Origin of the sequence: Rhodococcus sp. RDE2 (assembly GCF_020885655.1) — a bacterium.
Classification (GTDB): Bacteria; Actinomycetota; Actinomycetes; order Mycobacteriales; family Mycobacteriaceae; genus Rhodococcus; species Rhodococcus pyridinivorans.
This window is the reverse complement of record NZ_AP025186.1, coordinates 2,940,239-2,958,052: the sequence shown is the minus strand read 5'-3', so window position 1 is coordinate 2,958,052 and position 17,814 is coordinate 2,940,239. Positions and strand designations below refer to the sequence as shown.

Here is a 17,814-nt window from a genome sequence, read left to right as displayed (position 1 = left end):
TTCACACGACTACCGGCGCGCCTCCACAACCTCACTCGTATACCGGCGCATCATCTCTTGCATGAAGATGCCGGCGCTGCTGTCCCGTAACAACGAAACGTTGCCCGGAGTGAGTGGCATTGCCCGGGTCGACAGGAACACCGCGAAACTGCTGCGCCGGATCGGTCCCGGCGACGTGGTCGTCCTCGACGCCATCGACCTCGACCGCGTCACCGCCGACGCGCTCGTCGAAGCGGGCGTCACCGCGGTGATCAACGCGTCCCCGTCCATCTCGGGCCGGTACCCGAATCTCGGTCCCGAGGTGATCGTCGCGCACGACATCGTGCTCGTCGACAACGTCGGCACCGAGGTCTTCAAGAAGATCAAGGACGGCGCGAAGGTCCGGGTGCACGAGGGCGGCGTGTATGCGGGGGAGAAGCTGCTCATCGAGGGCGACGAGCAGACCGACATCGAGATCTCCGACCGCATGATCGAGGCGCGGACCGGGCTCGTCGACCACCTCGAGGCGTTCTCGGGCAACACCATCGAGTTCATCCGCTCGGAGAGTCCGCTGCTCATCGACGGCGTCGGCATCCCCGACATCGACCTGGACCTGCGCGACCGGCACGTCGTCGTCGTCTCCGACGGCCCCGGGCACGTGCAGGACCTCAAGGACCTCAAGCCGTTCATCAAGGAGTACTCGCCGATCCTGGTGGGTGTCGGCCCCGGCGCGGACGCCCTCTCCAAGGCGGGCTACCGCCCCGATCTCATCGTCGGCGACCCCGACGAGATCGGCACCTCCACCCTCAAGTCCGGTGCCGAAGTGGTGCTGCCCGCCGACCCGGACGGCCACGCCCCGGGTCTCGAGCGGATCCAGGATCTCGGCATCGGCGCGATGACCTTCCCCGCCGTCGGCACGCCCACCGACCTGGCGCTGCTGCTCGTCGAGCATCACGGTGCGGCGCTGGTGGTGACCGTCGGCAGCACCGTCTCGCTCGACGAGTTCTTCGACCACGGCCGCCGCGACACCAATCCGTCCGCGGTGATGACCCGCCTGAAGGTCGGACCGAAACTCGTCGACGCGAAGGCGGTGGCCACCCTCTACCGCAGCCGCGTCTCGGGCGGCGTGATCGCCCTGCTCGTCTTCGCGGCCCTCATCGCCGTGATCGCTGCGCTCGCCGTGTCCAACCTCGGTGGCGACGTCGTCGAACTCGCCCGTCAGTGGTGGGAGTCCGCCGTGGAGTGGATTCGGGGTCTGCGCGCGTGATCTCGATGCGCCATCACGTCGTCTCCCTGGTGGCGGTGTTCCTCGGCCTGGCGGTCGGGATCGTGCTCGGCTCCGGGTTGCTGGCCGACAGCGTCGTCTCCGGCCTGCGCGACGACAAGGCCGAACTGCGCCGCGAGGTCCAGGAGGCCGAGGACCACGGCAGCCGGCTCGAGGCACAGCTGCTCGCCGCCGACGGGTTCGACTCGACCATCGGCCCGCGGATCGTGCGCGACGAACTTCTCGACCGCACCGTCCTCCTCGTGACCACCCCGGACGCCGCCCCCGAGGACGTCGACGCCGTCGTCCGCTCCGTCGGTGACGCCGGCGGCCGGGTCACCGCCCGGATCGCGCTGACCGACTCGTTCGTCGACGCCTCCGGCACCGACCAGCTCCGCACCACCGTCACCAACGTCGTGCCCGCCGGGGTGGAACTGCAGACCGGCGCCGTCGACCCCGGCAGCCTCGCCGGGGATCTGCTCGGCGCGGTGCTGCTCGTCGACCCGGGCACCGGACAACCGCGCAGCACCCCCGAGGAACGCGCCCTCGCCCTGACCACGCTGCGCAGCGGCGGTTTCATCACCTACGAGGACGACCGGGTCGAACCGGCCCAGAGCGCCCTCGTCGTCACCGGCGACCACAGCGGCAACGCCGAACGCGCCGGCAACCGCGGGTCGCTCATCGCGCGCTTCGCGGGGGTCGTCGACGGCCGCGGCGCCGGCGCGGTGCTCGCCGGCCGCACCGGGGCAGCCGAAGGCAACGGACCGATCGCCGTCGTCCGGGCCGATGCCGCGCTCGCCGCGGGCCTGTCCACGGTCGACAACCTCGACCGCGAATCGGGACGCCTGACGACGGTCCTGGCGCTGCGCGAGCAGTACGACGGGGGCACCGGCCGCTACGGGACGGGGCCGAGCGCCACCGCCGTCACCGTCGGCTCCCCGGCCCGCTGAGCGCCGCCGCCTGTGACGTCGATTGCACCGGGGGCCCGCAATCGCGAGTCGGGTACGCGCCCGCCCACGGAGGTGTTACCGTGAAGTTCCGTGGGTCGGCAGGCCCCAGCTGTATCGCATCAGTCCAAAAGTCCTGCACCTGACGTCACGGGAGCTTCTTTGCCACAGTCACGCCACTCGCGTACCCCTACCAAGCACATCTTCGTCAGCGGGGGCGTCGCGTCCTCTCTCGGCAAGGGGCTCACAGCGTCGAGCCTGGGCACTCTGCTCACCGCACGCGGCATGCGCGTGACGATGCAGAAGCTCGACCCGTACCTCAATGTCGACCCCGGCACGATGAATCCGTTCCAGCACGGTGAGGTCTTCGTCACCGAGGACGGCGCCGAGACCGACCTGGACGTCGGCCACTACGAGCGCTTCCTCGACCGCGACCTGACCGCCGACGCGAACGTCACCACCGGCCAGGTGTACTCCACGGTCATCGCCAAGGAACGCCGCGGCGAATATCTCGGCGACACCGTGCAGGTCATCCCGCACATCACCGACGAGATCAAGCGCCGCATCCTCGCGATGGCCGCACCCGACGCCGAGGGCCAGACCCCGGACGTGGTGATCACCGAGATCGGCGGCACCGTCGGCGACATCGAGTCGCAGCCCTTCCTCGAGGCCGCCCGCCAGGTGCGCCACGAGGTCGGCCGCGACAACTGCTTCTTCCTGCACGTCTCGCTCGTGCCCTATCTCGGGCCGTCCGGTGAGCTGAAGACCAAGCCGACCCAGCACTCGGTGGCGGCGCTGCGCAACATCGGTATCCAGCCCGACGCGCTCGTGCTGCGCTGCGACCGCGACGTGCCGGCCTCGCTCAAGGCGAAGATCTCGCTGATGTGCGACGTCGACGTCGCCGGCTGCATCTCCTGCCCCGACGCGCCGAGCATCTACGACATCCCGAAGGTGCTGCACAGCGAGGGACTCGACGCCTACGTCGTGCGCCAGCTCGGCCTGCCCTTCCGGGACGTCGACTGGACGGTGTGGGGCAACCTGCTCGAGCGGGTCCACAACCCCCGCGAGACCGTCGAGGTCGCGCTCGTCGGCAAGTACATCGACCTGCCCGACGCCTACCTGTCGGTCACCGAGGCGCTGCGCGCCGGCGGTTTCGCGCACCGCGCGAAGGTCAAGATCCGCTGGGTCGCCTCCGACGAGTGCGAGACCGAGGCCGGTGCCGAGAAGCACCTCGGCGACGTCGACGCCGTCCTGATCCCCGGCGGCTTCGGCATCCGCGGCATCGAGGGCAAGCTCGGCGCCATCCGGTTCGCCCGCACCCGCCGGATCCCGCTGCTCGGCCTGTGCCTGGGCCTGCAGTGCGTCGTCATCGAGGCCGCCCGGTCGGTCGGCATCGAGGACGCCTCGTCCACCGAGTTCGATCCCGACACCACCGCCCCGGTCATCTCCACGATGGCGGACCAGGAACAGGCGGTCGCCGGTGAGGCCGATCTCGGCGGCACCATGCGTCTCGGCGCCTACCCGGCCGCGCTGAAGAAGGGCTCGGTCGTGGCCAGGGCCTACGGCAGCGAGCAGGTCTCCGAACGGCACCGGCACCGCTACGAGGTCAACAACGCCTACCGCGACAAGATCGCCAAGTCCGGTCTGGTGTTCTCCGGCACCTCCCCGGACGGGCGGCTCGTCGAGTTCGTCGAGTACCCGGCCGAGCAGCATCCGTTCTTCGTCGCCACCCAGGCGCACCCGGAACTCAAGAGCCGGCCCACCCGCCCGCACCCGCTGTTCTCCGGCCTCGTCGCCGCGGCACTGCAGTACAAGGCGGCCGAACGGCTCCCGGTCGACATCCACGGCGAGAACAGCACCTCCGAGGAATCGGTCGGCTCGACCGCGTCGACGTCCACCGCCGGCGACGCCGAGTAGTCGACATGGCGCAGCGACACGACTTCCGCACCTTGGACAGCCGGCGGATCTACACGGGCGCCATCGTGTCGCTGCGCGTCGACGACGTGGCGATGCCCGACGGGCACACCGCCGAACGCGAAGTGGTCGAACACCACGGCGCGGTCGCGGTGGTGGCCGTCGACGAGCAGGACCGGGTGGTGCTCGTGCACCAGTACCGGCACCCGCTCGGCCGGCGACTGTGGGAACTGCCCGCCGGGCTGCTCGACGCACCCGGCGAGGACCCCCTCGACACCGCCCGCCGCGAACTCGCCGAGGAGACCGGCCTGGCCGCCGCCGACTGGGAACTTCTCGTCGACATCGCGCTCTCACCCGGATTCACCGACGAAGCCGTGCGCGTCTTCGCCGCCCGGGGTCTGAGCGCCGTCGACCGGGCCGAACCCGAGCACGAGGAGGCCGATCTCGAGGTCCACCGCGTCCCGGTCGACGAGGCCGTGGCGATGGTGCTGCGCGGGGAGATCGTCAACGCCACCGCGGTATCCGGTCTCCTCGCGTTCGCGACGGCCCGCGCGACGGGCACCGCGACCCGCGCACCGGATGCGCCGTGGCCGGACCGGCCCACCACCTTCGCCCGCACGCGCGCGGAGGGGTGAGCGGTGCTGCCCGGTGAGGAACGTCCCGCCACGCAGGTCGCTCCGCAGCCGTCCCCGACGCTTACCGGGCAACTCGACGCCTACCTCGCGCACCTGACCGTCGAACGGGGGGTCGCGGCGAACACCCTCGCCTCCTACCGCCGCGACCTGCTGCGCTACGTCGAACACCTCACCGACATCCACGTCGGCGACCTCGCCGACGTGCACGAACACCACATCAGCGACTTCGCCGCGAGCCTGCGCCGCGGGGATCCGGAACGCAACCGCCCGGCGCTGGCGGCGAGTTCGGCCGCCCGCGCCCTGATCGCCGTGCGGGGCCTGCACCGCTTCGCCGCCGCCGAAGGACAGACCCCGGTCGACGTCGCCCGCACCGTCAAACCCCCGGCGCCCGGGCGTCGCCTGCCCAAGGCGCTGACCGTCGACCAGGTCAGCGCGATCCTCGATGCCGCCGCCCCCGACGCCGACGGGCCCCGCAGCCTGCGCGACCGCGCCCTGCTCGAGCTGCTGTACTCCACCGGCGCCCGCATCTCCGAGGCCGTCGGACTCGACGTCGACGACATCGACACCGAATCACGCACCGTGCTGCTGCGCGGCAAGGGCGGCAAGCAGCGACTCGTCCCGGTCGGCCGCCCGGCGCTCGGCGCGCTCGACGCCTATCTCGTGCGGGGGCGACCCGCCCTGACCACCGGCCGCACCGCCGCGGTCTTCCTCAACGCGCGCGGCGGCCGCCTGTCGCGGCAGAGCGCGTGGAAGGTGCTGCAGACCGCCGCCGAACGCGCCGGGGTCGACGTCGGGGTGTCGCCCCACACGCTGCGGCACTCCTTCGCGACCCATCTCCTCGACGGGGGCGCCGACGTACGCGTGGTGCAGGAGTTACTGGGGCATGCTTCTGTGACGACCACGCAGATATACACCCTGGTCACCGCCGGTGCCCTTCGCGAGGTGTGGGCGCAGGCGCATCCGCGGGCGCGATGACCGACTCCGCAGGGGACGCGTGTCCGTGCGGTGATCCTGCCGACGAAGCGGTAGCGTTCTGGGGACGAGCCGCCGGGCCACCCGACGGGTCGACGAGAAGACATCTGGGTCGCAAGACAGGGGGAGTACCGAACGTGGGCACACCTCGGCCACCCGCCACGTACATGGAGCCGGAGCACCTCCGGTCGAACACCGTCCCGGTCGACGCACACGGCCGCGAGGACACCGACAGATCGTCCACCACCGAGCCGACCACCAGCGCCGCAACCGCCGCCGAGCCCGATCTCGGACCGACCGGCCGGCCACGCCGTCCCGTCCCGGAACCGGTGCCGCTGTCCACCCACGGACCGGCCCGCATCATCGCGATGTGCAACCAGAAGGGCGGGGTCGGCAAGACCACCTCGACCATCAACCTCGGGGCGTCCCTCGCCGAGTACGGGCGCCGCGTCCTGCTCGTCGACCTCGATCCGCAGGGCGCACTGTCCGCCGGACTCGGTGTCGCCCACCACGATCTCGATCTCACCGTCCACAATCTGCTCGTCGAACCGCGGGTGTCCACCGACGACGTGCTCGTGCGCACCCACGTCGAGGGCCTCGACCTGCTGCCGAGCAACATCGACCTGTCGGCGGCCGAGATCCAGCTCGTCTCCGAGGTCGGCCGCGAACAGGCACTGGGCCGCGCCCTGTACCCGATGCTCGACCGCTACGACTACATCCTCGTCGACTGCCAGCCCTCGCTCGGGCTGCTCACCGTCAACGCGCTCGCGTGCGCCGACTCGGTGCTCATCCCCATGGAGTGCGAGTTCTTCAGCCTGCGCGGCCTGGCACTGCTCAACGACACCGTCGCCAAGGTCCGCGACCGGCTCAACCCGAAGCTGGCCGTCGCCGGCATCCTCGTCACCATGTTCGACCAGCGCACGCTGCACGGTCGTGAGGTGATGTCGCGGGTCGTGGAGGTCTTCGGCGATCTCGTCTACGACGCCGTCATCAACCGCACCGTCAAGTTCCCCGAGACCAGTGTCGCCGGCGAACCCATCACCCGCTGGGCACCGACCTCTGCCGGCGCCGAGTCGTACCGCGCCCTCGCGCGGGAAGTGATCCACCGGAGCGGTCGCTGAGTCCCGTGCACGCTCCTGTCCAGGACTCGGCGGACACCGGCACGGCACCCGACGCGGAGGTCGAGGCGGTGGTCCTCGAGGAACCCACCGAACCGGCCCAGCCGGAGGTCGAGGAGACCCCCTCGGGTTTCCACGTGCGCCTGCGCAACTTCGAGGGCCCCTTCGATCTGCTGCTCACCCTCATCTCGCAGCGCCGCCTCGACGTCACCGAGGTGGCACTGCACGAGGTCACCGACGACTTCATCGCCTACACCCGCAAACTCGGCCCCGAACTCGGGCTCGATCAGACCACCGAGTTCCTGGTCGTCGCCGCGACCCTGCTCGACCTCAAGGCCGCCCGGCTGCTGCCCGCCGGTGAGGTCGACGACCCCGAGGACCTCGCCCTGCTCGAGGCCCGCGACCTGCTGTTCGCGCGTCTGCTGCAGTACCGGGCGTACAAGCAGATCGCCGAACAGTTCGCCGCCCTCGAGGCCGCAGCGCTGCGCCGCTATCCGCGCGCGGTGTCGCTCGAGGAGTGCTACGAGAATCTCGTACCGGAGGTCGTGCTCGGCGTCGACGCGCACCGCTTCGCCGAGATCGCCGCCGCGGCGTTCCGGCCGAAACCACCACCGACCGTCGGCCTCGACCACCTGCACACCCCGAAGGTGTCGGTTCCCGAACAGGCCGCCCACATCCTCGGTCTGTTGCGTGCCCGTGGCGCCGGGGTCTGGGTCGGATTCGACGAACTCGTCGTCGACTGCGATCTCGGGCTGCTGGTCGTCGCGCGGTTCCTCGCGTTGCTCGAGCTCTACCGCGAACGCGCCGTCACCTTCGAACAACCCGACCCGCTCGGACACCTGCAGGTCGCGTGGACGGGGGAGACCGACGGGGAGGCCATCGATTTCGAGGAGGACTACGGGTGAGCGACGACACCGTCGCGCGGGAGCACGCGGACGACGCTGCGCCCGAGAGTGATGCTGCGCCGGGGAACGCGGACGGCACCGTGCGGGAACGTGACGAAGACACTGCTGCGCCGGAACGCGCGTGGGACGGGGAACTTCTCGAGATCGCCGACGACGAACTCACCGCAGCACTCGAGGCACTGTTGCTCGTCGTCGACACCCCTGCGCCGACCGAGCAGCTCGCGACCGCCATCGGGGTCACCGCCGACCGCGCCGAGGCCGCGCTGCGGCGTCTCGCACAGGACCTCACCGCGCGCGGATCCGGCATCGACCTGCGGTTCGCCGGCGACGGCTGGCGCTTCTACACGCGCCGCGACTTCGCGCCCTACGTCGAGAAACTGTTGCAGGGCGGCGCGCGCACGAAGCTCACCCGCGCCGCGCTCGAGACGCTCGCCGTGATCGCCTACCGGCAACCGGTGACCCGCAGCCGTGTCCGTGCCGTGCGCGGCGTCAACGTCGACGGGGTGATGCGCACCCTGCTCGCGCGGGATCTGATCGCCGAGGCGGGCACCGATCCGGAGACCGGCGGCACGCTCTACGTCACCACGGAGCTGTTCCTCGAACGCCTCGGCCTGGCGTCTCTGCAGGATCTGCCGCCCGTTGCGCCGCTTCTGCCCGATGTCGATGTGATCGACGACATCGCCGACAGTCTCGAGTCGGACCCACGATTTGAGAGAATGGGAAAGAACGCGCGTCCCGAGACTCTCTCGCCCGCGGAGTTCGATCCAGAGAACTGACAGGAACCAAGTGAATACACCCGCTCGCCGTGATGGCACACCGGACCGTAGAAGAAACAATCCCCGCAGCGCGAACACGCGCAACACCGGGGGATCCCGCTCGGGACGCGCGGACGCACCGCGTTCCGGAGGACGCACCGAAGCACCGCGCTCCGGAGGACGCACCGAAGCACCGCGTTCCGGAGGACGCACCGAAGCACCGCGTTCCAGCGGACGTACCGACGCTCCCCGCTCGGGGCGCGCAGGGGCTCCCCGTTCGGGGGAGCGCACCGACTCACCCCGCTCCGATCGCCGGGCCACTCCCGGCCAGTCGGCCGGAGGCCGCAAACCGGCCCAGCCGGCCGCCGGCCGCAAACCGCACCGCAAGGGCACCTCGACTGGTAAGCCTGCCGCCAAGCGCGCGGCGCAGCGCGTCGTTCCGACCGTGAGCAACGCTCGTCCCGCGCGTCACCAGCATCGCGAAGCCGGCCCCGCCCAGCTGCCCGCCGGTGAAGGCGTGCGGCTGCAGAAGGTGCTCGCCCAGGCCGGCGTTGCCTCGCGCCGCGCAGCCGAGGAACTCATCGCCGCGGGTCGCGTCGAGGTCGACGGCAACATCGTCGTCGAACAGGGCCTGCGCGTGGACCCGGAGAACGCCGTGATCCGGGTCGACGGCGTCCGCGTCGTCATCAACAAGGATCTCGTGCACCTCGTGCTGAACAAGCCCCGCGGCTGGCAGTCCACGATGTCCGACGATCTCGGCCGTCCCTGCGTCGGTGACATCGTCTCCGAACGCGTCGCCGCCGGGCAGCGCCTGTTCCACGTCGGTCGTCTCGACGCCGACACCGAGGGTCTGCTGCTCCTCACCAACGACGGCGAACTCGCGCACCGGCTGATGCACCCGTCCTTCGAGGTGCCCAAGACCTACCTGGCGACCGTCAAGGGTGTGCTCGCCCGCGGTGTCGGCAAGCAGCTCAAGGCCGGCATCGAACTCGAGGACGGACCCGCCTCCGTCGACGAGTTCTCGCTGCTCGAGGTCCACGAGGGCCAGTCGCTCGTGCGGCTCGTGCTGCACGAGGGCCGCAAGCACATCGTGCGACGCCTGCTCGATGCGGTCGGGTTCCCCGTGATCCGGCTGGTGCGCACCAATATCGGTCCCGTGGCGCTCGGCGACCAGCGTCCCGGCACCCTCCGTGTCCTCGGCCGCAACGAGGTCGGTGGCCTGTACCAGGCGGTGAAGCTGTGACCGCCGCACGGGCCGACGCGCTGGTCGTCGCGATGGACGGACCGTCGGGCACGGGCAAGTCCACCGTCTCCAAGCGCCTCGCGCAGCATCTCGGTGCCGCCTATCTCGACACCGGCGCGATGTACCGCATCGCGACGCTGCACGCCCTGCGCCGCGGCACCGATCTGACCGATCCGGCGGCGATCGCCGCGGCCACCGCCGACCTGCCGTGGTCGATCGGCACCGACCCCACCGTCGAGGACATCCGCCTCGACGGAGACGACGTGCGCGAGATCATCCGCGGTGCCGAAGTCACGGCCGCGGTCTCCGCGGTCTCCGCCGTGCCCGAGGTGCGCACCCTGCTCGTCGAGGCCCAGCAGCGTCTCGGCCGCGCCGAGCACCGCGTCGTGATCGAAGGACGCGACATCGGCACGGTCGTCTTCCCCGACGCGGACGTGAAGATCTTCCTCACCGCCTCGGCGGAGGCCCGTGCGCACCGGCGCAACAACCAGAACATCGCCGAGGGCCGCGGCGACGACTACGAGGCGGTCCTCGCCGCGGTGCAGCGCCGCGACCACCTCGACTCCACCCGCGCGGTGTCCCCGCTGCGCGCGGCGGACGACGCGGTCGTCGTGGACACCAGCGACATGAACATCGACGAGGTGATCGCCGCGCTGCTCGCGGTGGTCGCCGAGCAGACTGGAGCGAAGCTGTGAGCGACGACCTGAGCACCGACTACACCGGGTTCGACGGCGACGGCACCTGGTCGGAAGAAGGCGACTGGGACATCGAGTTCGCCGAGGGCGGCGATCTCGAGGAGTTCGTGCCGGTCCCGACCGTCGCTGTGGTCGGCCGACCGAACGTGGGCAAGTCCACCCTGGTCAACCGCATCATCGGCCGACGTGAAGCCGTCGTCGAGGACGTCCCGGGCGTCACCCGCGACCGGGTCTCGTACGAGGCGTCGTGGAACGGCCGCCGATTCATGGTGCAGGACACCGGCGGATGGGAGCCCGACGCGAAGGGCATGCAGCAGTCCGTGGCCCGTCAGGCGGAGGTCGCGATGCGCACCGCCGACGCGATCCTCGTCGTCGTCGATGCCACCGTGGGCGCCACCAGCGTCGACGAGGCCGTCGCGAAGGTGCTGCGCCGGTCCAAGACCCCGGTGCTGCTCGTGGCGAACAAGGTCGACGACGACCGCGTCGAATCCGAGGCCGCAGCCCTGTGGTCCCTCGGACTCGGCCAGCCCTATTCGGTGTCGGCCACCCACGGCCGCGGCACCGGCGACCTGCTCGACGAGCTGCTCGCCAAGCTGCCGGCCACACCCCGCGAGGGCACCGGTGGGGAAGGGCCTCGGCGCGTCGCGCTGGTGGGCAAGCCGAACGTCGGCAAGTCGAGCCTGCTCAACAAGCTCGCCGGTGACGAGCGGTCGGTGGTGCACGACATCGCCGGCACCACCGTCGACCCGGTGGACTCGATCGTCGAGCTCGGCGGCAAGCCGTGGCGATTCGTCGACACCGCAGGTCTGCGCAAGCGCGTCAACAGCGCGTCCGGCGCCGAGTTCTACGCCTCCCTGCGCACGCGCGGTGCGATCGACGCGGCCGAGGTTGCGGTCTTGCTCATCGACGCCTCGCAGCCCATCACCGAGCAGGACCAGCGGGTCATCACGATGGTCGTCGAGTCCGGCCGCGCCCTGGTGATCGCCTTCAACAAGTGGGATCTCGTCGATGAGGACCGCCGCTACGAACTCGGCCGCGAGATCGACCGCGACCTGTTGCGGGTGCCGTGGGCGTCGCGGGTGAACATCTCCGCCAAGACCGGTCGCGCCGTGCAGAAGCTCGTACCGGCCATGGAGACCGCCCTCGAGTCGTGGGACAAGCGCATCTCGACCGGACGCCTGAACTCCTGGCTCAAGGAGGTCGTGGCCGCGACTCCGCCGCCGATGCGGGGCGGTCGCCTGCCCCGGGTGCTGTTCGCCACCCAGGCGGCCACCCGGCCGCCGACCTTCGTGCTGTTCACCACAGGCTTCCTCGAAGCCGGCTACCGCCGATTCCTCGAGCGTCGCCTGCGTGAGGAGTTCAACTTCGACGGCAGCCCCGTGCGGATCTCGGTGCGCGTGCGGGAGAAGCGCGACCGCCGCAAGTGAGCTCCCGACGCCCGGTCGTGAAAACGCGCTGACCAGCCGATTAGTGTTTCGGTCCGTTCCTGTTGTAATCTCTGAGAGCGCTCGGAGAGAGCGCGGACGGGCTGTGGCGCAGCTTGGTAGCGCACTTGACTGGGGGTCAAGTGGTCGCAGGTTCAAATCCTGTCAGCCCGACAGCGAAAACCCCTTCCGACTCCGGTCGGAAGGGGTTTTCTCGTTTCTGCGGGGGTCTCATCCGGTCGTCGCCTGCGCAGCGGTACGCACCCCGGAGAACCTCACCGACGGTGACGAGGGCGAGGCAACGGTCTCCGACGGCGACGTCTCGTCGTGGGCGGTTGCGTGACGTGCGGTCGGGCGCGTGCCGGCCGACCTCGTCGACCGACCCGAGTACGCCCGAGCCGCAGTGGCGGTCTCCTGACACGGATCGCGCCGAACGGTCCCGGATCCGGTGCGCACCGTCCACGATGAGAAATGCGTCGGCGGACGGTCATTGTCCGTGCGGCACCATCCGTGCCCTGCGGCACCCGCGAAAGGACCATGATGACCACTCGATTCAATCCCTATCTCGCATTCCGCGATTCCGCACGCGAAGCCATGGAGTTCTACAGGTCGGTGTTCGGTGGTGAGCTGACGGTGAGCACATTCGGCGACATGCACGACTGGGACGATCCGAACGAGAACGCGAAGGTGATGCACTCGATGCTCACCACCGACCGCGGTTTCGTGCTCATGGCCTCGGACACCCCGCAGGGAACGGATTACACGCCCGGCACGAACTTCTCGCTCTCGCTCAGCGGGGACGACGAGAGCGTGCTCCGGGGTTGGTGGGACGCACTGACCGCGGACGGTCGCGTCGACATGCCGCTCGAGCGTGCCCCGTGGGGCGATCTGTTCGGCATGTGCACCGATCGCTTCGGCGTGTCGTGGATGGTCAGCATCGGCGACCAGCAGGGCTGAACCCGCGCCGGTCGGCGCCCGTCAGCCGAGACGGGCGTCGAGCTCGCGCACCAGCTTCGCCGGCGCGGTCTGCCGATAGGACATGTCGAGCAGTTCGGCGACCTCGTCCCAGTCCACCTCCGGACGGGCGAGGTCGTACCCGACCCACCCGGACGGCCCGAAGTACATCGGCACATAGGTGTGGGATTCCTCGAGCAGCGCGCGGCGTTCCTCCTCGTCGGGTTTGACGATGAGGGAGCGGGGAAACGGTGCGCGGGTGCCCTTCTCGCCGCCTCCGAAGACCGCGAAGGCCGTACGTGTGGAGAAGAACGGACGGCCGTGCGAGATCTTCTCGCTCGCGCCGGGCAGGGCCAGCGCGAGCGAGCGCACACGGGCGAGCAGAGGATCCGCCTCGTCGAACATCACCGGATGCGGCATGAGCGGAGCGTACCGAGCGACTACGACAACGGTCGCGGGATCGACTCCTCGGCATCAACTATTCCGGCTCTTCAGCGCATCGATACCGGCGTGCAACAGCGGCTCGACACCGCGGCCGAGTTCCTCGAACCCCTCGCCGACAGTCTTGCCCTGGCGGAACCGGAAGTAGATGCCCTCGAGGATCACCGCGAGCTTGTAATAGGCCAGGGCGAGATGGAACGCCATGTCCGACAGGTCACGTCCGCCCGCGGCCTCGTACCGCGCGAGCAGTTCGTCGTCACCGAGGAAGCCCGGAGCGCGGGACACCGTCGAGACGGGGAACTCCGTGTTCTCCCGCGCCAGCCGCTGGTACACCAGCAGCAACGCCACATCGGTGAGGGGATCGCCGAGCGTGGCCATCTCCCAGTCCAGCACCGCGACCACCTTGTCGTCGTCGACGAGGACGTTGTCGAGCCGGTAATCGCCGTGCACGATGCCCACCTCGCCGTCGCCGGGCAAATTGTCGACGAGCAGCCGGTGCAGCTCGTCGGCGCCGTCGAGGTCCCGGCTGTGCGAGTTCTCGAGCTGTGTGGTCCAGCGCCGCACCTGCCGCTCGAGGAAGCCCTGGGGGCGGCCGAATTCCTCGAGCCCCACGGTCGCCGGGTCCACCGCGTGCAGGGCCGCCAGGGTGTCGAACATCCGCTCGGAGATCACGCGCGTGCGCTCGGCGCCGAGCGGTTCGAGTTCCTCCGCGGTGCGATAGGGCGTCCCCACGACCAGATCCATGAGGTAGAAGGGCGCGCCGAGCACCGAATCGTCCTCGCACAGCAGATACGAGCGGGGGACCGGTACCGCGGTGCCGGCGAGCGCGGAGATGACGCGGTACTCGCGAGCCATGTCGTGGGCGGTCGCGAGGACGTGTCCGAGTGGGGGACGGCGCAGCACCAGCCGCCGGTCGCCGTCGGTCACCTCGTAGGTGAGATTCGAGCGCCCGCCGCTGATCAGGCGGGCGCGGAGGGAACCGGAGAACAGGTCGGGGGCGGAGGTCTGCAGATAGGCATCGAGCGCATCGAGGTCGAGGCCGGCGGGCACGTCGTTCATCGAGCTCCTTTCCGTCGGCTCCCACTATGACCGCGGGCGGGGATCCGTGTCCGGAGAACTCCCACCCCGGGTAATTACTCCGAGCGGTACGGAAACCGTAGATATCCAGAATATCCCTCCTCGCGACCGACGCCACCGACACCGGCCATGACATGCGCCTACCCGCCGGTCCAGTTGTGACGAACTACTGTCGACCCATGCCCGCTGCTCATCCTCTCGACCGAGACAACGTCCGCGACGCGCTGGACGCGTTCGATTCGCGCCGACTACCGCTCGACGGCCGCCGGCACGCAGCCGTCGTCGTGGCGGTGCTCGACGACGGGAACGGCAATCCCGTCATGCCCCTCACGCGGCGACCGACGCGTCTGCGGGCGCATCCCGGCCAGTTCGCGTTGCCGGGCGGGCGTCTGGACGAGGGGGAGCAGCCCGAGGAGGCCGCCCTGCGCGAGTTGCACGAAGAGCTCGGTCTCGACCTCGGCCCCGAGGCCGTTCTCGGCCGGCTCGACGACTACGTCACCCGCTCCGGTTACGTCATGTCGCCGTTCGTCGTGTGGTCGGACACCGCCGTGACCGACCTGAAGCCCAGCCCCGACGAGGTCGACGTGCTCTTCGCCGTCACCACCGACGAACTCGACGTCGACCCGCGCTTCGTCACCATCCCCGAATCCGACAAGCCGGTGATCCAGTGGCCCTTCCGCGGTCACCTCGTCCACGCACCGACCGCTGCGGTGGTCTACCAGTTCCGTGAGGTCGTGCTGCGCCGGCGGGCCACCCGCATCGACGGTCTCGAGCAGCCGGTCTTCGCCTGGCGCTGACACCCCGGAATCTCCGGTCGCGCGGCTGTGCAAGGCTGGACTCCGCGCCCCCAACGGAACTCCGGCGGGGCACCACGAGTACGACCCCACGAGAACACGGAGCGGCCCCACCATGACCGATGCGACCGGAACCGCCGCCGCGCGCGGATCGGACCGCATCCTCACCGTGCCGAACGTCCTCAGTTTCGTCCGGCTGCTGGGTGTGCCCGTCTTCCTCTATCTCGTCCTCGTCGCCCACGCCGACGTCTGGGCGCTGATCCTGCTGGCCGCGAGCAGCATCACCGACTGGGCCGACGGCAAACTCGCCCGGCTGCTCGACCAGACCTCCCGCCTCGGCGCCCTTCTCGATCCCGCCGTCGACCGCCTCTACATCGTGGCCACCCTCGTCGCCCTCGTGGCGCGCGACATCGTGCCCTGGTGGATCGCCGTGATCCTCGTCGGCCGCGAACTCGTCCTGGCCCCGACCCTGGCCGTCTACCGGCGCCGGGAACTGCCCCCGCCGGACGTGCTCTACCTCGGCAAGGGCGCGACCTTCCTGCTCATGTGCGCGCTGCCACTGATGCTCGGGGCCGTCGCCGTGCCCGCCTCGGAGCCGATCACCGGCCCACTCGGCTGGGCCGCCCTGATCTGGGGGACCGTGCTGTACGTGTGGACCGGACTGCTGTACCTCGGGCAGGCCGTCGCGACGGCACGGATCGTGCCGGCCGGACGGTGATTCGATGAGCCGCGCGTGGGAACGCATCCGGCGCAATCCGGTGCCCTCGCTCCTGAAGTCGCTCCTCGAGGATCATCTCGACCCCGGCTACGCCGCGTCCGCCGCGGACCGGGCCGCAGGGCGCCCGAGCACCTCTCCACGGGCTTCGCGCGCGTGGCTCGGCGCCGGAGTTCTCCTCGCCGGCCTCGTGATCGGCGTCGCGTACGCGCAGAACGCCGACGTGCAGGCAGGCACCGACAGCACCCGCGCCGAGATCCTCGACTCCCTCCGGGCAGGGGACGAACGCATCGACGCGCTCACCGCTCGGCGGGACGAACTCGGCGCCGCGATCGACGAACGACGCACCGCCCTGTTCTCCGACGGAGGCGACGGCGCAAGCGTCCTCGACGAACTCCGCGACGCCGAGACCGCAGCCGCGGCAACACCCGTGCGCGGTCCGGGGATCACGGTCACCCTCACCGAACCCGCCGCGCGACCGAACCTGTCGGATGCGGCGCGACTCGAGGACCGGCCCACCGCGCTCGTCCTCGACCGCGACCTGCAGTCGGTCGTCAACGCGCTGTGGGCGGCCGGTGCGGAGGCCGTCGAGGTCGGTGGCGTGCGGGTTGGCCCCGGCGTCACCATCCGGCAGGCCGGGGGAGCGATGCTCGTCGACAACCGACCCGTATTCTCCCCGTACACGGTCTCGGCGGTGGGTTCTCCGTCCCGGCTGCAGACGTCCTTCGTCGTCAGCGACGCCTACCTGCGCATCGCGGGGATCCAACAGCTCTACGGGGTGGGATTCACCCTCGCCGAGGAGGACGATCTCGAGTTTCCGGCCGCCACGGTCCGGAAGCTCGGCAGCAGCGGAGAAACGGGGTACAGGTGAAGCGACTCGAACACGGTCACGCGCTCTACGCGGTGCTCGCACTGGCGATCGGGATCGGCGCCGGAATCGTGTTCAGCCCACAGGTACCCGACGTCGTGCAGCCCTACCTGCCCATCGCGGTGGTCGCCGCGCTCGACACGGTCTTCGGCGGGCTGCGCGCCTATCTCGACGACATCTTCGACGCGAAGGTGTTCGTGGTGTCGTTCGTCTTCAACGTCCTCGTCGCCGCACTGATCGTGTGGCTCGGCGACCAACTCGGGGTGGGCACCCAGCTGTCGACCGCCGTCATCGTCGTCCTCGGCATCCGCATCTTCGGAAACGCTGCCGCCCTACGTCGTCGCCTGTTCGGAGCCTGACCGTGACCGAACCGCAACAACCCGGCCCCGCACCCGACACCGGCACTGCGCGCGCCACCCGCTCGCAACGCGTCTTCCTCGTCCTCGCGGCGATTCTGGTCGTCCTGCTCGGCGCCGGCATCGCCACCCAGGTGCGCACCACCGACACCGGCGACGCCCTCGACTCGGCGCGCCCCGCGGACCTGCTCGTGCTGCTCGACAACCTCAATCGCCGCGAAGCCGCTCTCCGCCAGGAGATCACCGAACTCGAGCGCACCCTCTCGAGTCTCGAACAGGAAGGCTCGGAAGCGGCACTCGAGGAGGCCCGTACGCGTCTGTACACGTTGTCCGTCCAGCTCGGCACCGAACCCGCCACCGGACCCGGAGTGGTTCTCACCGTCGACGATCCGCGCCAAGGCGTCGGATCGGAGGTGCTGCTCGACATGATCCAGGAGCTGCGCGCGGCGGGTGCCGACACGATGCAGATCGCCGGGGCGAACGGGGAGACCGTGCGCATCGGAGTCGATTCGTGGGTCACCGGACCGGGCGGCGACATCGTCGTCGACGACCGCCGACTCGACGCTCCGTACACCGTCACCGCCATCGGCGACGGACCGACTCTCGCCGCCGCGCTGAACATTCCCGGCGGAGTGGTCGACACGGTCGCCCGTGCGGGCGGATCATTGTCCGTGGAACAGTCTCCGCAGGTGGAGGTGTCCGCCTTGCGGGAGATCGAGCCACGCCAATACTCTCAGCCCGGTAACTGAATCCGACGT

19 protein-coding genes and 1 tRNA gene are annotated in these 17,814 nt (G+C 70.1%); 18 read left to right on the top strand and 2 right to left on the bottom strand.

Annotated elements, in window-relative coordinates; genetic code table 11:
* Window positions 1-61 precede the first annotated feature (61 nt).
* The 13 genes from steA to LPH33_RS13710 all read left to right on the top strand — a co-directional run bounded on the left by steA (window position 62) and on the right by LPH33_RS13710 (window position 12,808).
* A complete protein-coding gene (gene steA / locus LPH33_RS13770) occupies window positions 62-1,246 on the top strand; it encodes a putative cytokinetic ring protein SteA (protein WP_016695508.1) in 1,185 nt (394 codons plus the stop codon).
* Complete coding sequence (locus LPH33_RS13765) at window positions 1,243-2,193, top strand: copper transporter (RefSeq protein ID WP_229564958.1); 951 nt, start codon at window positions 1,243-1,245, stop codon at window positions 2,191-2,193. The genes steA and LPH33_RS13765 overlap by 4 nt, the downstream gene beginning before the upstream one ends.
* 159 nt (window positions 2,194-2,352) lie before the next feature.
* Window positions 2,353-4,107, top strand: a complete 1,755-nt coding sequence (locus tag LPH33_RS13760; protein WP_229564957.1) for a CTP synthase — start codon at window positions 2,353-2,355, stop codon at window positions 4,105-4,107.
* 5 nt (window positions 4,108-4,112) lie between these two features.
* Window positions 4,113-4,739 (top strand): NUDIX domain-containing protein, encoded by a 627-nt coding sequence (locus tag LPH33_RS13755; protein WP_160877666.1) that lies wholly within the window; start codon window positions 4,113-4,115, stop codon window positions 4,737-4,739.
* A 3-nt stretch (window positions 4,740-4,742) separates the two neighbouring features.
* Window positions 4,743-5,714, top strand: coding sequence for a site-specific tyrosine recombinase XerD (xerD, locus tag LPH33_RS13750; RefSeq protein ID WP_016695503.1), 972 nt, complete (start codon window positions 4,743-4,745; stop codon window positions 5,712-5,714).
* 134 nt (window positions 5,715-5,848) lie between these two features.
* Entirely contained in the window at window positions 5,849-6,832 is a 984-nt protein-coding gene (locus LPH33_RS13745) for a ParA family protein (protein WP_026061770.1), read from the top strand.
* A 68-nt stretch (window positions 6,833-6,900) separates the two neighbouring features.
* Complete coding sequence (locus tag LPH33_RS13740; protein WP_186455180.1) at window positions 6,901-7,734, top strand: segregation and condensation protein A; 834 nt, start codon at window positions 6,901-6,903, stop codon at window positions 7,732-7,734.
* Between the two features lie 80 nt (window positions 7,735-7,814).
* Complete coding sequence (scpB, locus tag LPH33_RS13735; RefSeq protein ID WP_145692068.1) at window positions 7,815-8,510, top strand: SMC-Scp complex subunit ScpB; 696 nt, start codon at window positions 7,815-7,817, stop codon at window positions 8,508-8,510.
* A 10-nt stretch (window positions 8,511-8,520) separates the two neighbouring features.
* The gene (locus LPH33_RS13730; protein ID WP_229564956.1) at window positions 8,521-9,732 is read left to right on the top strand and encodes a pseudouridine synthase; all 1,212 of its coding nucleotides are present in this window, start codon (window positions 8,521-8,523) and stop codon (window positions 9,730-9,732) included.
* Between the two features lie 32 nt (window positions 9,733-9,764).
* The gene (gene cmk, locus LPH33_RS13725; protein WP_037192036.1) at window positions 9,765-10,427 is read left to right on the top strand and encodes a (d)CMP kinase; all 663 of its coding nucleotides are present in this window, start codon (window positions 9,765-9,767) and stop codon (window positions 10,425-10,427) included.
* Window positions 10,424-11,854, top strand: a complete 1,431-nt coding sequence (der, locus tag LPH33_RS13720) for a ribosome biogenesis GTPase Der (RefSeq protein ID WP_016695593.1) — start codon at window positions 10,424-10,426, stop codon at window positions 11,852-11,854. Before cmk ends, der begins: the two co-directional genes overlap by 4 nt.
* 97 nt (window positions 11,855-11,951) lie before the next feature.
* Window positions 11,952-12,025: transfer RNA gene (locus LPH33_RS13715), tRNA-Pro, on the top strand.
* Window positions 12,026-12,391: 366 nt separating this feature from the next.
* On the top strand, window positions 12,392-12,808 hold the full coding sequence (locus tag LPH33_RS13710) for a VOC family protein (protein WP_026061784.1): 417 nt from the start codon (window positions 12,392-12,394) through the stop codon (window positions 12,806-12,808).
* A 21-nt stretch (window positions 12,809-12,829) separates the two neighbouring features.
* On the opposite strand, the gene LPH33_RS13705 is transcribed toward LPH33_RS13710, so the two are convergent.
* Window positions 12,830-13,225: an MmcQ/YjbR family DNA-binding protein gene (locus LPH33_RS13705; RefSeq protein ID WP_160877668.1), complete on the bottom strand. Its 396-nt coding sequence runs from the start codon at window positions 13,223-13,225 to the stop codon at window positions 12,830-12,832.
* Window positions 13,226-13,279: 54 nt separating this feature from the next.
* Window positions 13,280-14,305 (bottom strand): phosphotransferase family protein, encoded by a 1,026-nt coding sequence (locus tag LPH33_RS13700; protein WP_229564955.1) that lies wholly within the window; start codon window positions 14,303-14,305, stop codon window positions 13,280-13,282.
* Window positions 14,306-14,502: 197 nt separating this feature from the next.
* On the opposite strand from LPH33_RS13700, the gene LPH33_RS13695 reads away from it, so the two are divergent.
* The 5 genes from LPH33_RS13695 to LPH33_RS13675 all read left to right on the top strand — a co-directional run bounded on the left by LPH33_RS13695 (window position 14,503) and on the right by LPH33_RS13675 (window position 17,805).
* Window positions 14,503-15,120, top strand: a complete 618-nt coding sequence (locus tag LPH33_RS13695) for an NUDIX hydrolase (RefSeq protein ID WP_016695586.1) — start codon at window positions 14,503-14,505, stop codon at window positions 15,118-15,120.
* A 112-nt stretch (window positions 15,121-15,232) separates the two neighbouring features.
* A complete protein-coding gene (locus tag LPH33_RS13690; protein WP_229564954.1) occupies window positions 15,233-15,835 on the top strand; it encodes a CDP-alcohol phosphatidyltransferase family protein in 603 nt (200 codons plus the stop codon).
* 4 nt (window positions 15,836-15,839) lie between these two features.
* Complete coding sequence (locus LPH33_RS13685; RefSeq protein ID WP_229564953.1) at window positions 15,840-16,703, top strand: DUF881 domain-containing protein; 864 nt, start codon at window positions 15,840-15,842, stop codon at window positions 16,701-16,703.
* Complete coding sequence (locus LPH33_RS13680; RefSeq protein ID WP_006552743.1) at window positions 16,700-17,059, top strand: small basic family protein; 360 nt, start codon at window positions 16,700-16,702, stop codon at window positions 17,057-17,059. The genes LPH33_RS13685 and LPH33_RS13680 overlap by 4 nt, the downstream gene beginning before the upstream one ends.
* A gap of 2 nt (window positions 17,060-17,061) precedes the next feature.
* Complete coding sequence (locus LPH33_RS13675) at window positions 17,062-17,805, top strand: DUF881 domain-containing protein (RefSeq protein ID WP_229564952.1); 744 nt, start codon at window positions 17,062-17,064, stop codon at window positions 17,803-17,805.
* The last annotated feature ends 9 nt before the right edge of the window (window positions 17,806-17,814 follow it).